General features: G+C 62.9%; 16 protein-coding genes. 4 read left to right on the plus strand and 12 right to left on the minus strand.

Going from position 1 to position 13,494, the window contains the following annotated elements:
* Positions 1–94 precede the first annotated feature (94 nt).
* From NKI61_RS24550 to NKI61_RS24605, 12 genes are all read right to left on the minus strand, one after another.
* On the minus strand, positions 95–370 hold the full coding sequence (locus NKI61_RS24550; RefSeq protein ID WP_352841298.1) for a sarcosine oxidase subunit delta: 276 nt from the start codon (positions 368–370) through the stop codon (positions 95–97).
* Positions 371–385: 15 nt separating this feature from the next.
* Entirely contained in the window at positions 386–1,639 is a 1,254-nt protein-coding gene (locus NKI61_RS24555) for a sarcosine oxidase subunit beta family protein (RefSeq protein ID WP_352841301.1), read from the minus strand.
* Positions 1,640–1,675: 36 nt separating this feature from the next.
* Positions 1,676–2,983, minus strand: a complete 1,308-nt coding sequence (glnT, locus tag NKI61_RS24560) for a type III glutamate--ammonia ligase (protein WP_023696631.1) — start codon at positions 2,981–2,983, stop codon at positions 1,676–1,678.
* Positions 2,984–3,013: 30 nt separating this feature from the next.
* A complete protein-coding gene (locus NKI61_RS24565; protein ID WP_023668552.1) occupies positions 3,014–4,342 on the minus strand; it encodes an FMN-binding glutamate synthase family protein in 1,329 nt (442 codons plus the stop codon).
* A gap of 6 nt (positions 4,343–4,348) precedes the next feature.
* Positions 4,349–5,077, minus strand: a complete 729-nt coding sequence (locus NKI61_RS24570; protein ID WP_352841304.1) for a GltB/FmdC/FwdC-like GXGXG domain-containing protein — start codon at positions 5,075–5,077, stop codon at positions 4,349–4,351.
* Between the two features lie 4 nt (positions 5,078–5,081).
* Positions 5,082–5,978 carry a class II glutamine amidotransferase gene (locus NKI61_RS24575; protein ID WP_352841306.1) on the minus strand — a complete coding sequence of 299 codons (897 nt, stop codon included), beginning with the start codon at positions 5,976–5,978 and terminating at the stop codon, positions 5,082–5,084.
* 84 nt (positions 5,979–6,062) lie between these two features.
* Positions 6,063–6,386, minus strand: a complete 324-nt coding sequence (locus NKI61_RS24580) for a hypothetical protein (protein WP_352841309.1) — start codon at positions 6,384–6,386, stop codon at positions 6,063–6,065.
* Positions 6,383–7,072 (minus strand): hypothetical protein, encoded by a 690-nt coding sequence (locus NKI61_RS24585; RefSeq protein ID WP_352841312.1) that lies wholly within the window; start codon positions 7,070–7,072, stop codon positions 6,383–6,385. The genes NKI61_RS24580 and NKI61_RS24585 overlap by 4 nt, the downstream gene beginning before the upstream one ends.
* A gap of 42 nt (positions 7,073–7,114) precedes the next feature.
* Complete coding sequence (locus tag NKI61_RS24590; RefSeq protein ID WP_352841315.1) at positions 7,115–8,509, minus strand: APC family permease; 1,395 nt, start codon at positions 8,507–8,509, stop codon at positions 7,115–7,117.
* A gap of 14 nt (positions 8,510–8,523) precedes the next feature.
* On the minus strand, positions 8,524–8,685 hold the full coding sequence (locus tag NKI61_RS24595; protein WP_352841318.1) for a hypothetical protein: 162 nt from the start codon (positions 8,683–8,685) through the stop codon (positions 8,524–8,526).
* A gap of 32 nt (positions 8,686–8,717) precedes the next feature.
* Positions 8,718–9,095 (minus strand): hypothetical protein, encoded by a 378-nt coding sequence (locus tag NKI61_RS24600; protein ID WP_023668545.1) that lies wholly within the window; start codon positions 9,093–9,095, stop codon positions 8,718–8,720.
* Positions 9,096–9,123: 28 nt separating this feature from the next.
* Positions 9,124–9,411, minus strand: coding sequence for a hypothetical protein (locus tag NKI61_RS24605; RefSeq protein WP_023668544.1), 288 nt, complete (start codon positions 9,409–9,411; stop codon positions 9,124–9,126).
* A 284-nt stretch (positions 9,412–9,695) separates the two neighbouring features.
* Between NKI61_RS24605 and NKI61_RS24610 the strand changes: the two genes are divergently transcribed.
* Genes NKI61_RS24610 through NKI61_RS24625 form a run of 4 tightly spaced genes read left to right on the plus strand, consistent with a single transcriptional unit; the run spans position 9,696 to position 13,479 of the window.
* The gene (locus NKI61_RS24610) at positions 9,696–10,829 is read left to right on the plus strand and encodes an aminomethyl transferase family protein (RefSeq protein ID WP_023684428.1); all 1,134 of its coding nucleotides are present in this window, start codon (positions 9,696–9,698) and stop codon (positions 10,827–10,829) included.
* Between the two features lie 41 nt (positions 10,830–10,870).
* Positions 10,871–11,467 (plus strand): dimethylamine monooxygenase subunit DmmA family protein, encoded by a 597-nt coding sequence (locus NKI61_RS24615; RefSeq protein ID WP_023668542.1) that lies wholly within the window; start codon positions 10,871–10,873, stop codon positions 11,465–11,467.
* On the plus strand, positions 11,464–12,429 hold the full coding sequence (locus tag NKI61_RS24620) for a PDR/VanB family oxidoreductase (protein ID WP_352841320.1): 966 nt from the start codon (positions 11,464–11,466) through the stop codon (positions 12,427–12,429). The genes NKI61_RS24615 and NKI61_RS24620 overlap by 4 nt, the downstream gene beginning before the upstream one ends.
* 9 nt (positions 12,430–12,438) lie before the next feature.
* Positions 12,439–13,479 (plus strand): heme-dependent oxidative N-demethylase family protein, encoded by a 1,041-nt coding sequence (locus tag NKI61_RS24625; RefSeq protein WP_023692150.1) that lies wholly within the window; start codon positions 12,439–12,441, stop codon positions 13,477–13,479.
* Positions 13,480–13,494: the final 15 nt, after the last annotated feature.

The raw sequence follows: 13,494 nt of genomic DNA on the forward strand, positions 1-13,494 counted from the left end.
CCGACCCCCACCCGGACCTGCGGTCCGACCTCCCCACAAGGGGGAGGTAGGGGGCTGGCGCTTTTCGCGACGGCTGTGGTCTCGACAGAATAGCTCATGTCTCCACCTGGCTCGCACCAGCCCCCGCCGCCGGTTCCACCGCCGAGATCTCGTGCGTCAGCGTGTTGCGGGTGACCATCAGCCAGGCCCGGCAGCCACCGCCGTGATACCAGTTCTCTGCCATCACGCCGGCGATGTTGTCGCGCAGATAGACATAGTCGTAGACGGCATCTTCGCCGGCATCCGCCGCCGGCCGTACAGGCTTGGCATCGCCGAGATAGCTGAACTCGCCGAGTTCGCGTTCGCCGCAGAAAGGACAGGTGATACGCATCTTGTTCCGGCCGCCTCAATGCAGGTTCGGTTGGGCGCCTTGGCCCTTTTCGTCGATCATGGCGCCGCGCTGGAAGCGGTCGAGCCGAAACAGCGCCGCCTCCTTGTGCGTTTCGTCACGCGCCAGAAGATGGGCAAAGACGAAGCCGGAACCGGGCGTCGCCTTGAAGCCGCCATAACACCAGCCGGCGTTGAGGTAGAGCCCGTCGACCGGTGTCTTGTCGATGATCGGCGAGCCATCCATCGACATGTCCATGATGCCGCCCCACTGGCGCAGAAGCCGCACGCGGCCGATCATCGGGATCAGCGCCATGCCGCCTTCGCAGACATCTTCCATGACAGGCAAATTGCCGCGCTGGGCGTAGGAATTGTAGCCATCGATGTCGCCGCCGAAGACCAGCCCGCCCTTGTCCGACTGGCTGACATAGAAATGCCCGGCGCCGAAGGTCATGACGCCGGGGATGAGCGGCTTGATCGCCTCCGAGACGAAAGCTTGCAGCACATGGCTTTCGATCGGCAGGCGCATGCCCGCCATCGCTGCGACACGCGACGATGACCCGGCGACTGCCATGCCGACCTTGCCGGCGCCGATCTTGCCGCGCGACGTCTCGACGCCAGTCACCTTGCCGTTGCCGTCCCGGACAAAGCCGGTGACCTCGCAGTTCTGGATGATGTCGACGCCGAGTTCGCTCGCCGCATGGGCATAGCCCCAGACCACCGCGTCATGCCGCGCGGTGCCGCCGCGGCGCTGCAGGAGGCCGCCCTGCACGGGAAAGCGCGCATGGTCGAAATTCAGGAACGGCAGCATCTTCTTCAGCGCCGCCTGGTCGAGCAGTTCGGCATCGATGCCATTGATGCGCATGGTGTTGCCGCGCCGCGCATAAGCGTCGCGCTGCGCATCGGAATGATAGAGGTTGAGGACGCCGCGCTGGCTGACCATGGCGTTATAGTTGAGGTCCTGCTCCATCCGCTCCCAAAGCTTCATCGAAAGTTCGTAGAAGCCGGTATTGCCGGGCAGGCCGTAATTGGAACGGATGATGGTGGTGTTGCGGCCGGCATTGCCGGAGCCGATCCAGCCCTTTTCCAGCACGGCGACGTTTCTGATGCCGAACTCGCTGGCGAGGAACCAGGCGGTGGCGAGCCCATGGCCGCCGCCGCCGATGATCACAACATCGTAGTGGTCCTTGGGCGCCGCATCGCGCCAGGTGCGCTGCCAGTACTTGTGGCCGGAAAGGGCAGCACGGGCGAGCGAGAAGATCGAATATTTCATCAGGTCATTCCGAGGTCGCTCGCACAGCTGGGACGATTATATGTCCAACGTGTGGTCGCGCTCCCATTGCGTGAAGTGCGAAGCATAGGAATTCCATTCCTGGTGCTTCAGCTTTAGGTAAGCCGACGAGAATTCCTCACCCAGCGCCGCCTTGAGCGATTTGTCCTTGTCGTATTCGCGAAGCGCGTCGAGCAGGTTGAGCGGCAGCTTCGGCGCGCCCTTCACAGTGTGACCGTTCTGGTACATGTCGATGTCGTAGCGCTTGCCGGGATCGGCCTTGGAGCGGATGCCGTCGAGACCGGCGGCAATGATGACGGCCTGCAGCAGATAAGGGTTTGCGGCGCCGTCCGGCAACCGCAGCTCGAAGCGGCCGGGGCCGGGCACGCGCACCATGTGAGTGCGGTTGTTTCCGGTCCAGGTCACCGTGTTCGGCGCCCAGGTGGCGCCCGAAATGGTGCGCGGCGCGTTGATGCGTTTGTAGGAGTTCACCGTCGGGTTGGTGATGGCGGCCAGCGCCGAGGCATGTTTCATGATGCCGCCGAGGAAATTCTTGCCCTTGGCCGACAGGCCGAGCTCCATCGCATTATCGGCAAAGACGTTGACCTTGCCGGCCTTGTCCCACACCGAAATATGGGCGTGGCAGCCATTGCCGGTCAGGCCCTGGAAGGGCTTTGGCATGAAGGTCGCGCGCAGGCCGTGTTTCTCGGCCACCGACTTGACCATGAACTTGAAGAAGGAGTGCTTGTCGGCGGTGGCGAGCACATCGTCGAAGGCCCAGTTCATCTCGAACTGGCCGTTGGCGTCCTCATGGTCGTTCTGGTAGGGGCTCCAGCCCAGCGCCAGCATGTGGTCGCAGATCTCGGCGATGACATCGTAGCGGCGCATCACTGCTTGCTGGTCGTAGCAGGGTTTTGAAGCCGTGTCGTATTTGTCGGAGATGACGCTGCCGTCCGGCGAGATCAGGAAGAACTCAGCCTCGACGCCGGTCTTGACATGCATGCCGTCAGTGGCGGCTTCCGCGATCAGCCGGCGCAGCGTGTTGCGTGGCGCCTGCTCGACTTCCTTGTCGTCCATGATGCAGTTGGCGGCGACCCAGGCGACATCGCGCTTCCACGGCAGCTGGATCACCGAATCCGGATCCGGCACCGCCAGCATATCAGGATGCGCCGGCGTCAGGTCGAGCCAAGTGGCGAAACCGGCGAAGCCGGCGCCGTCCTTCTGCATGTCGGCGATCGCCTGCGCCGGCACCAGCTTGGCGCGCTGGCCGCCGAACAGGTCGGTGTAGGAAATCATGAAATATTTGACGCCGTTCTCTTTGGCGAATGCGGCGAGATCGTTCCCCATTATAGTTCCTCGCTTATTTTGATGTGTTTTTTAGAAGCCGTTTTTCCCCGGTATCCAGTTTGTGCCGGCCAGCGGCACGCCGGCCATGGCGGCGGCTTCGATGGTGAGGGCTACGAGATCCTCGGGCTCGAGATTGTGCAGGCTGTTCTTGCCGCAGGCACGCGCAATGGTCTGCGCCTCCAGCGTCATCACCTTGAGGTAGTTCGCGAGCCGCCGTCCCGCGGCGACCGGATCAACCCGCTTCATCAGTTCGGGGTCCTGCGTGGTGATGCCCGCGGGGTCGCGACCCTCGTGCCAGTCGTCATAGGCGCCGGCGGTGGTGCCGAGCGCATTGTACTCCGCCTCCCAGCGCGGGTCGTTGTCGCCGAGCGCGACGAGCGCTGCCGTGCCGATCGACACCGCGTCGACGCCGAGCGCCAGCGCCTTGGCGACGTCGGCGCCATTGCGGATGCCGCCCGACACGATCAGCTGCACCTTGCGGTGCATGCCGAGATCCTGCAGCGCCTGCACCGCCGGCCTGATGCAGGCAAGCGTCGGCTGGCCGACATTTTCGATGAATACTTCCTGGGTGGCCGCCGTGCCGCCCTGCATGCCGTCGACGACGACGACATCGGCGCCGGCCTTCACCGCAAGTGCTGTGTCGTAATAGGGGCGGGCGCCGCCGACCTTGACGTAGATCGGCTTTTCCCAGTCGGTGATCTCGCGCAGCTCGAGGATCTTGATCTCGAGATCGTCCGGCCCGGTCCAGTCGGGATGGCGTGAGGCCGAGCGCTGGTCGATGCCCTTCGGCAGCGTGCGCATTTCGGCGACGCGGTCGGAAATCTTTTGTCCCAACAGCATGCCGCCGCCGCCGGGCTTGGCGCCCTGGCCGACAACGACTTCGATGGCGTCGGCACGGCGCAAATCCCTGGGGTTCATGCCGTAGCGTGACGGCAGGTACTGGTAGACCAGTTGCTTGGAATGCCCGCGCTCTTCCTCGGTCATGCCGCCGTCGCCGGTGGTGGTCGACGTCCCGGACAGGGTCGCGCCACGGCCGAGCGCTTCCTTGGCCGGGCCGGACAGCGACCCGAAGCTCATGCCGGCAACGGTGATCGGGATTTTCAGCTCGATCGGCTTCTTGGCATAGCGCGAGCCCAGCACCACCGACGTGTCGCAGCGCTCGCGATAGCCTTCCAGTGGATAGCGCGAGATCGAGGCGCCGAGGAACAAGAGGTCGTCGAAATGCGGCAGCTTGCGCTTGGCGCCGGCGCCCCTGATGTCATAGATGCCGGTCGCAGCCGCACGGCGGATTTCGGAGAGTGTGTAGTCGTCGAAGGTCGCGGATTTGCGCGGCGTCGTCGGCGGGTTCTTGTAGGTCATGCTGCCTCAATACGCGTCGGCGTTGTCGATATTGAAATTATAGAGCGTGCGCGCCGAGCCGTAGCGCTTGAACTCCGACGGCTTGACGCCGGTCACGCCGGCGCGGTCGAGCAGGCCCTGCAGCAGTTCGATGTGCTCGGGCCGCATCTCCTTGGCGATGCAGTCGGCGCCGAGGCTCTCGACCTTGCCGCGCACGAACAGCCGCGCCTCGTAAATGGAATCGCCGAGCGCATCGCCGGCATCGCCCAACACCACCAGATTGCCGGACTGCGCCATGAAGGCCGACATGTGGCCGATATTTCCGTGCACGACGATGTCGATGCCTTTCATCGAGATGCCGCAGCGCGACGAGGCATTGCCTTCGATGACCAGCAGCCCGCCCTTGCCGGTGGCGCCAGCATACTGGCTGGCGTCGCCCTTGATGACGATCGAGCCCGACATCATGTTTTCGCCGACGCCAGGTCCGGCCGAGCCGTGCACGGTGATGGCAGCGCCGTCATTCATCCCGGCGCAGTAGTAGCCGACGCTGCCGCGCACATCGATGCTGACAGGCTGGTCGACGCCGACGGCAACCGAATGGCTGCCCTTCGGGTGCAGCACTTCCCACGCCGTTTCGTTGGAGCCGGGCGTCAGATTGTGAAGCGCCTGGTTGAGCTCGCGCAGCGACGACACATCAAGATCGAAGACCCGGGACGCCTGGTCTTGCGCCGCCTTCGGAAGTTTGGTTGCCGGCATGGGCTCAATGCTCCCAGAAATAGACGGTTGCGGGTTCCGGTTCCCAGACCCTCGCATTGTCTATGCCGGGCAGTTTGGTCAGCGCGCGATATTCCGAGCCGAAGGCGACATACTGATCGGTCTCGGCCATGACGGCGGGCTTGCAGGCGATCGGATCGCGCACCACGCCGAAACCGTTCTTGGTGCCGACGACGAAGGTGAAGAAGCCGTCGAGGTCGGACAGCGTGCCTTCCAGCGCCTCGCCGAGGTTCTTGCCATGCGCCATCTGCGACGAGAGATAGGCGGCGGCGACCTCGGTGTCGTTCTCGGTCTCGAATTTCATGCCCTCCCGCACCAGCTCACGCCGCATATTATTGTGGTTGGACAGTGAGCCATTGTGCACCAGGCACTGGTCGGCGCCGGTCGAGAACGGATGCGCGCCCATCGTTGTGACGGCCGATTCCGTCGCCATGCGGGTATGGCCGATGCCATGCGTGCCGGTCATCGAGCGGACGTCGAAGCGGTCGACGACCGCTTCCGGCAGACCGACTTCCTTGTAGATTTCCACCGCTTCGCCGGCGCCCATGATGCGCACGTCGGGGCAGATTGACTGCAGCGCTTCGCGCGCGGCATCGACCTTGTCGGGCGCGGTCCTGAGCACCGCATGCGTCGACTTCACCGCTATGCTCACCGGCGCGCCAATGGCCTTGGCGAGTTCGGCGTCGAGGCCGCGGAAATCGCGCTCGGGCTTCGCCGACTGGATGGTGATCTTGGCTTCATTCCTGGAAGGCGCGCCATAGATGGCGATGCCGGCGCTGTCGGGGCCGCGATCGCTGAGCGATATCAGCATCTGCGACAGCATCGAGCCGAGCTGCGGCTCAAGCGACTTGTCTTTCAGAAAAAGTCCGACGATTCCACACATGTCAGCCTCCCGGCGTTACCACTAGACGATGATGTATCGAATGCGTCGTGCGAATTCAATCATATGAAAAAAATATTCCTGTAGTTACGTATGCGGTTCGATGCCGCTTGGTGCACTATCGCTGCCGTCGCGGGCGCTGTGAACCCATGTAGCGGTGCGGATGCGGGCGATTTTGTAGGCGTCGAGGATCGACAGCGCATAGATCAGGAAGCCGCCGGCGTGGCGGCCGACGAAGCTGGCGTCGGCCGGCGCGATCTTGGCTGTCACCCAGGCGAGGATCACCATGAAGAACAGGAATTGCAGGCCGCGCACAGGCACGCCCAGAATGACGTGGCCGCTGGCCGGCAAGACGATTGCGGCGCCGAGCACGAGATGGGGGTTTGCCGGTGGGGGTAGGGGGGCGTTCATGCCACCTGCCTTTCCTGTCTGTTGATGGCGTCGCGCAGCCCCGAGGCTGAGGTGAGCAACCTCTCGACCAGCGCCGGATCCAGCCTTGTGCCGCCGAATGCAGCCTGCCGGAACACGCCGTAGCGCGCCCGTTCGGCCTCGGCCAGCAGCCAGACGATGCGCACGCCGTTCGGGGTGATCAAGAGTTCCTTGGCGTGGCCTTCGGCAAAGATGTCGAGATGGCTAGCGATCAGGTTCTGCGGAAAGCGCGCCGCCCTGAGGTCGGTTCGCAGCACGGCTCCAGCCGGAAATCCCGGAGCCTTCGGCAGCGTATGCTGAAGATGATCGAAATTGGAGAAGGTCGTCGGAGAACCCGGCCGCATCATCATGTCGAAGGCCGCCGGCACCGCAACCGGCTCTGTGATCGTGACACTCAACCATCGCGCCGGCAGCTTTCGCGTCGCCAGCGTGTCGACGATGGTGCGCAGCTGCACGCGCTGTCCGTTCCACGAACCCGCCCAGGTGACAACGCCGGCTGTGCCATCGGAGACATCAGCGGCATCTGTGATGACGGTCCGGATGCTGGCTGCCTCGGCTGCAAGATCAGCCTTGGCCTTTTTGCGGCTGGCGCGCGCATGCCAGGCAAGGTGCAGGACGAGAGCCAGGGCGATCGCCCCGGCCAGCAATGCTGTCGTCACGTCAGACACCTCGTCACGCCATGCCCGCCCAAACCGGCAGGCCCTCTCCTGTCAATAGCCCTGCGGCTTGGGCCACGGCATGGTGAACTGGTCACCGCGGCGCACATAGCGGTAGCGATAGAAGTGGAACCACAGCGAGATCAGGAAGTAGAAGGCGACCATGGCGATCAGCTGCGAGCCGAAGCCAAGGAAGATCGCAAAGAAGGTCACCACGCACAGGCAAAACAGCACGATCGCCGGCAGCGGGTGGAAGGGGTGTGTGTAGCCGCGGCGGATCGTGCCCAGCGGCCACTTCTTCCGGAACATCATGATGTTGATGCTCATGAAGGTGTATTGCAGCACGCCCGACAGGATCGAGAAGGTGATCGCCTGGTTGAGGTCGGCGATGAAGGCGAAGGCGAGCGCGATCGGCAGCAGGAACAGGATCGAGCGGTAGGGTGTGCGGTATTTCGGATGCACGGCCGAAAACCAGGTCGGCAGATAGCGGTCGCGTCCGAGCGAGAACCATGCGCGGGCCGCATCATTGATACAGCCATTGGCCGAGGCGATGGCCGCAAGCAGCGTGGCGATGAACAACAGGTTCTCGAGCAGTGGGCTGCCGGTTAGCTTGCCGGCGTCCCAGAGCGGATAGGGGGTGATGCCGAGATATTCCCACGGCATCATCGAGGCGCAGACGTACCAGGTCATCGCGGCGGCGATCAGAAGCGTGATCATGCCGGCCATCGTGCCGTAGGGCAGCGAACGGGCTGGCGAGCGCACTTCCTCGGCCGCCTGCGTGGTGCCTTCGATGCCGAGATAATACCAGATGCCGAACTGGAAGGCGGCGATGACGCCGATCCAGCCATAGGGCAGCGCATTGCCGGGGGTGACCAACTCGTTGAGCTTCAGCACAGCACCCTGCGTCCACGGGCTGACCGAGAAGAACAGGATGACGATCGAGACATAGGCAATCGCGGTGATGACGAAGTTGACGTTGAGCGTCATCAGCACGCCGCGGTAGTTCAGCCACGCCAGCACCACAATGGTTGCGGCGATGAAGGAGTTGTAGCTCATCCCTGGGATGCCGGCCTTGGCGACGATTGTTTGGCCGAGCAGGATGGCATCCGAAACCTCCAGCATGGTGTAGGCAAAGACCAGGAACAGCGCGACGTTGAAGGCCATCAGCGGCCCGACAATGTGCTTGGCTTGCGCATACTGGCCGCCGGCGGCGGCCACCGTCGATGTCACTTCGGAATCGATCATTGCGACCGAGGTATAGAGCAGCCCGACCACCCAGCAGACGATCAGCGCCGCCAGCCCGCCGCCCTTGTCGGCCGAGAAATTCCAGCCGGTGAATTCGCCGACCAGCACGATGCCGACGCCGAGCGCCCAGACATGGGCCGGGCCGAGCACCCTGAGCAGCGAAACCCTGTCGCCGTGTATTGCCGGTTCAAGCGCCATCGTCATTGATCGATCCCCACTTATATCCGGTGTTTTTCGGAAACGGCTTCAAGTTCGCCTTCGCGCGAGGAGGTCAGCACATCCTCGGAAAACGTCGTGTCGATCTTGAACCAGTCGTAGAGCATCCACAGCGCGAGCACGATCGAGATGCCCCAGCATGCGTAAGAGAGTGCGGTCCACATGGTGCGTCCCCCAAATTTTGTCTTCGAAACTTTTACTTGTCGTCGAACTTTTCGTTGATGACGTCGCGATACTCGCGGTCGGAGGCGCGGAACAGGAAGACGAAATAGCCGATCAGCACCGCCGCCATGATGATCAGCGTCGGCCAGTCGATGATGTAGTGGAAGCGGTTCTGGATGATGTCGTGCGCGGTCTCCGGCGTATAGCCGAGCTTTTCCCAGATCGAGGCCATGGTCGGGTTCTGTCCCAACGCTTCCCAGGTTTTGGCATCGAGCGCGTCGATGGATTTCGCCGCACCCGCCAGGCCGAGTTTCAATGGCAGCCACAGCGCCACGAAAATGGCGACCACGACGACCACGATATCGAAAATCTGCCCGGCCTTGCCTTGTTCCGGCGGCGTGTAGCGCGACATGACTTCTACCCCTCAGGACGTTCTGTTTTCAGGACTTGCGGTTGCGGGCCGCGTCGGCGTTCTTGATGTCGAGACCGTAGATGAAGTCCTTGTCTTCCTTGTAGTGATTGACCATCGCCAGGATGGCGGCCGTATTGAAGATCAGCACGGCGGCGGCAGCGATGGCGACGACGATCTTGATCCCGGTGTCCGGGATGTAGGGCCATGTCATGACGAGCACGAAGAGGATCGTCGCCCAAAGGCAGATGATCAGGAGCGCGGACCCGCGCAGGTCGGAACGGTACAGCGCTTCGATGCGCTGCTGCAGGTCTGACATCGGTTTCCCCTTTTCCAGCGCCCGACCCCGAATTGGCCGCCCGCTGCCCTCTTTCAACAGAGTGAAATTTTTTTCATAAATTCGGGCCGAATCCAGCAATTGTCAAGCCGATTTTACGTTGGGTTAACCGTTTGTCCCCAGCCGCGAATTTTGCCTGACAATGAAATTATTTGCTTGCGGGTATTGCGGCATCAGGACGTTTGCGATCAATATTCGACCAAATGCTCCCGCCTCCGCGCAGGGAGCCGGGAACACAATAGAATTTTCGAACGGAGGATTTGCGCATGACGGCATCCTGGAGATTTTCGACCCTGGCGGATCGCCATCGCGCGTTAGGCTCGAAGCTCGAAGACTGGAGCGGCATGGGCACCGCCTGGACCTACGACAAGGACGCCGACGAGGAATACACCGCCATCCGCACCAGGGCCGGGCTGATGGATGTGTCGGGCCTGAAGAAGGTTCACATCACCGGGCCGCACGCCTCACACCTCATAGACCTGGCAACGACGCGCGACGTGGAGAAGATCTATCCCGGCAAGTCGGCCTATGCCTGCATGCTGAACGAGGCCGGCAAATTCACCGACGACTGCATCCTCTACCGCACCGGGCCGAACGCCTGGATGGTGGTGCACGGCTCCGGCACCGGCCATGAGGAATTGCAGCGCGCTTCCGTCGGCCGCGACGTATCGTTGCGCTTCGACGACAATCTGCACGATCTGTCGCTGCAGGGGCCGACCGCGGTCGACTATCTCTCAAAGCATGTGCCGGGCATTCGCGACCTCAACTATTTCCATCATATGCAGACGCAGCTGTTCGGCTTTCCCGTCATGATCTCGCGCACCGGCTACACCGGCGAGCGCGGCTACGAGATATTCTGCCGCGGTCAGGACGCCGGCACCATCTGGGACAGGATCCTCGACGAGGGCAAGAGCGCCGGCATCATTCCGTGCCGCTTCACCACGCTCGATATGCTGCGCGTCGAAAGTTATTTGCTGTTTTATCCCTATGACAACTCGCAGAAATATCCGTTCGAGAACGAAGGCCCCGGCGACACGCTGTGGGAGCTCGGCCTCGACTTCACTGTCAGCCCCGGCAAGACCGGCTTTCGTGGCGCCGAAGAGCATTACCGCCTCAAGGGCAAGGAGCGCTTCAAGATCTACGGCGTGCTGCTCGACGGCAAGCAACCCGCGGATGAGGGCGCGCCGGTCTATCGCGACGGCAAAAAGGTGGGCGTGGTCACCTGCGCCATGTATTCGCCGCTGGTCGAGAAATCGATGGGCATCGCCCGCCTCGACGTCGACTGCGCGGTCAAGGACACCAGGCTCGAGATCCGCAACAAGAGCGGTTCGATCAGGGCGACGGCGCAGCCTCTGCCCTTCGACGATCCCAAAAAAACCAAGCGCACGGCGAAAGGCTGAGGCACAATCGACAGCGAGGGTTTCGAGGTACGAAGTAGAGAATGGCAGCCAAAACGATCATCAGCCGGCCCATTTACGGAACCCTGTCCCCGCAGCCCGGCAAGCATCATCTTTTCGTGGCGGATGCGGAAGGCGCGCTGGCGATCGTCGATATGGCAAGGACGGCGCCCCCCGGCTTCTTCGACGGCGCCGAAATCGTCTTCATTCCCGGGGCCGACGGCAAGCACGTTGCCGCTCTTGAGGCACTGAAGTCCGCGCAATTTCATGTCGCGCCAACCTTCGCCAGCCTGCTGCCCCGGCTGAAGCAGACGCTTGCCAACGCGCATATGGGCCTGCGCCTCTATCTCGCCGGCACCGAAGGGCTGATCGGCCAGGCCATGCAGGTGGCGCTCGAAGCCGGCATCGATCATACCTCCATGCAGACCGAGCATCGCGGCTCATTGGCGCGGCGCATGCAGTGCGTGCATTGCAAAGGCATCACCGAAAATGTGACGACGCAGCCGGCCACCTGCGCGCATTGCGGCCTGCTGCTTCTGGTGCGCGATCATTATTCGCGACGGCTGGCAGCATTCCAGGGCGTCTGCATAAATGCCGAGGATCGCTCGGAGATACCTCCCATCGAGGAGGTCTTCCCATGAGCACCGGCACCACCAAGCTCGATGTCGTCGTCAGCGACGTCGTCCCGGTCAACGAACTGGTGACGCGCTTCCATTTCCGCCGCCGTGACGGTGAGCTTTTGCCGACCTTTTCCGGCGGCGCCCATGTCGTGGTCGAGATGCGCGATGCCGACCGCACAAGGCTCAATCCCTATTCGCTGATGGGGTCGCCGCTCGACACCCGCGAATACACCATCTCGGTGCGCCGCGACGATGTCGGCCGCGGCGGCTCGTTGTTCATGCACCGGAGCGTCAACCCCGGCCTGGAGATGGTGGTCAGCTACCCCGTCAATCTGTTCTCGCTCGACCTCAGGGCCAAGAAGCATCTGATGCTTGCCGGCGGCATCGGTATCACGCCGTTCATGGCGCAGACCGCGCAGCTCGCCGGGTCCGGCGGCAATTTCGAGCTGCACTACACCTGCCGCACCGCCTCGCTCGGCACCTATGCCGATGTGCTGCAGGAGCGCTATGGCCGTCGCGTCCGGCTCTATCAGGACGACCGCGACGAGCGCATCGAACTCGACCGTCTCTTGTCCTCGCAGCCGCTCGGCACCCATCTCTATGTCTGCGGCCCGACCGGCATGATCAACTGGGTGCGCGAGCGCGCTGCGGCTCTCGGCTGGCCGGCGGAGACCGTGCACTACGAGCATTTCGCGGCACCCCAGCCCGGCCTGCCGTTCGACGTCACACTTGCCGTCAGCGGCAAGACCATCCGCGTCGGCGAGCAGCAGAGCCTGCTCGAAGCGATCGAGGCCGCCGGCGTCGATCCGCCCTATCTCTGCCGCGGCGGTGTCTGCGGCCAGTGCGAGACCAACGTCATCTCGCATGACGGCAAGTTCATCCACAACGACCACTGGCTGAGTGAGGAAGACCACCGTTCCGGCTGCAAGATCATGCCGTGCGTGTCGCGCTTCGAAGGCAAGTCGCTGGTCCTGGAAAGATAGGAGGCGAGCTTGGGCATCACCTTTCGCAAGGAAACGTTTCGCGACGATTTCACCTTCAACAACAGCCCGGAGCACATCAGGCGGTTTCCGTTTCCGTTCCACGAAGACAGCTACATGTACGCGGTCAACATCGAGCCGCATGTCGTCGGTCCTAAGGGCAGCGTGCTGGAAAACCTGATAGACGTCGACGAGCACTATGTCGCCGAGATGCAGGACCGCGCTTTGGTGCTGGCCGAGGATCCGCTGCGCTGCCAGTCGCTGCCGCATATGACGCTGGCCGGCTGGGACCTGCTCGAACTTTTGATGGAGCAACAGGCACTTGGCTATCCCGAGCATTTCACCCTGACCCGCGACGGCGACCGCTGGCGCTGGATCAACCGACCGCTCGGCATCGACGACACCTTCACCTTCGGCGACACCTCGACACTGCCTTACGGGCCGATGGAGTACATCACCCGCCAGAGCCAGGGCGATTTCTGCATCCTCGATCAGCGCGACGGCAATCTGTGGATGGACGCCGGCATGGTCACCACCCAGGCCGACTGGTCGCTCGATTTCGACATCGGCATGAATTTCTTCGAATGGCACGCGCCGGTGCCGCTGGCGCATGAGAAGGGGATTTTCGTCAGGGCGCTGAAGTTCCTCACCAACATCCAGCAGGGCAAGCCGGCGCGGCGTCTCAACTGGACGATGACCATCAACCCGCGCCTCGACACCAGCCCGGAGAATTACCACAAATGGGGCCCGGACCGCGCGACGGTGACGCCCGAAAATGTCGGCGACAAGGTGCATCTGCGCGTCGAACTGCAAAGCTTCTGGCGGCTGCCGCGCTCGAACGGCATCGTCTTCCCGATCCGCTGCTATCTCATCAAGATGGACGAACTGGTGACACAGCCGAAATGGGCAAGACGACTGCACCGGGTGATCCGGGATTTGCCGGAAGAGCTGGCCACCTACAAGGGCCTGACGCGGTATCGGCCGACATTGGTGGAATGGCTGTCGAAGCTGGATGATGGCAGTGCGACGTCACCGGGGTTCGGGCCGGACTAAAGGCCCCCTCATCCG

This window comes from Mesorhizobium sp. M0514, assembly GCF_040321145.1.
In the GTDB taxonomy this organism is placed as follows: Bacteria; Pseudomonadota; Alphaproteobacteria; order Rhizobiales; family Rhizobiaceae; genus Mesorhizobium.

Excerpts from the sequence above, each read along its gene's own strand:
- NKI61_RS24615 (WP_023668542.1), top strand. The coding sequence starts at position 10,871 with ATGGCAGCCAAAACGATCATCAGCCGGCCCATTTACGGAACCCTGTCC.
- NKI61_RS24600 (WP_023668545.1), bottom strand. The coding sequence starts at position 9,095 with ATGTCGCGCTACACGCCGCCGGAACAAGGCAAGGCCGGGCAGATTTTC.
- NKI61_RS24610 (WP_023684428.1), top strand. The coding sequence starts at position 9,696 with ATGACGGCATCCTGGAGATTTTCGACCCTGGCGGATCGCCATCGCGCG.
- NKI61_RS24595 (WP_352841318.1), bottom strand. The coding sequence starts at position 8,685 with ATGTGGACCGCACTCTCTTACGCATGCTGGGGCATCTCGATCGTGCTC.
- NKI61_RS24575 (WP_352841306.1), bottom strand. The coding sequence starts at position 5,978 with ATGTGTGGAATCGTCGGACTTTTTCTGAAAGACAAGTCGCTTGAGCCG.
- NKI61_RS24550 (WP_352841298.1), bottom strand. The coding sequence starts at position 370 with ATGCGTATCACCTGTCCTTTCTGCGGCGAACGCGAACTCGGCGAGTTC.
- NKI61_RS24555 (WP_352841301.1), bottom strand. The coding sequence starts at position 1,639 with ATGAAATATTCGATCTTCTCGCTCGCCCGTGCTGCCCTTTCCGGCCAC.
- NKI61_RS24620 (WP_352841320.1), top strand. The coding sequence starts at position 11,464 with ATGAGCACCGGCACCACCAAGCTCGATGTCGTCGTCAGCGACGTCGTC.
- NKI61_RS24590 (WP_352841315.1), bottom strand. The coding sequence starts at position 8,509 with ATGACGATGGCGCTTGAACCGGCAATACACGGCGACAGGGTTTCGCTG.
- NKI61_RS24580 (WP_352841309.1), bottom strand. The coding sequence starts at position 6,386 with ATGAACGCCCCCCTACCCCCACCGGCAAACCCCCATCTCGTGCTCGGC.
- NKI61_RS24565 (WP_023668552.1), bottom strand. The coding sequence starts at position 4,342 with ATGACCTACAAGAACCCGCCGACGACGCCGCGCAAATCCGCGACCTTC.
- NKI61_RS24605 (WP_023668544.1), bottom strand. The coding sequence starts at position 9,411 with ATGTCAGACCTGCAGCAGCGCATCGAAGCGCTGTACCGTTCCGACCTG.
- NKI61_RS24570 (WP_352841304.1), bottom strand. The coding sequence starts at position 5,077 with ATGCCGGCAACCAAACTTCCGAAGGCGGCGCAAGACCAGGCGTCCCGG.
- glnT (WP_023696631.1), bottom strand. The coding sequence starts at position 2,983 with ATGGGGAACGATCTCGCCGCATTCGCCAAAGAGAACGGCGTCAAATAT.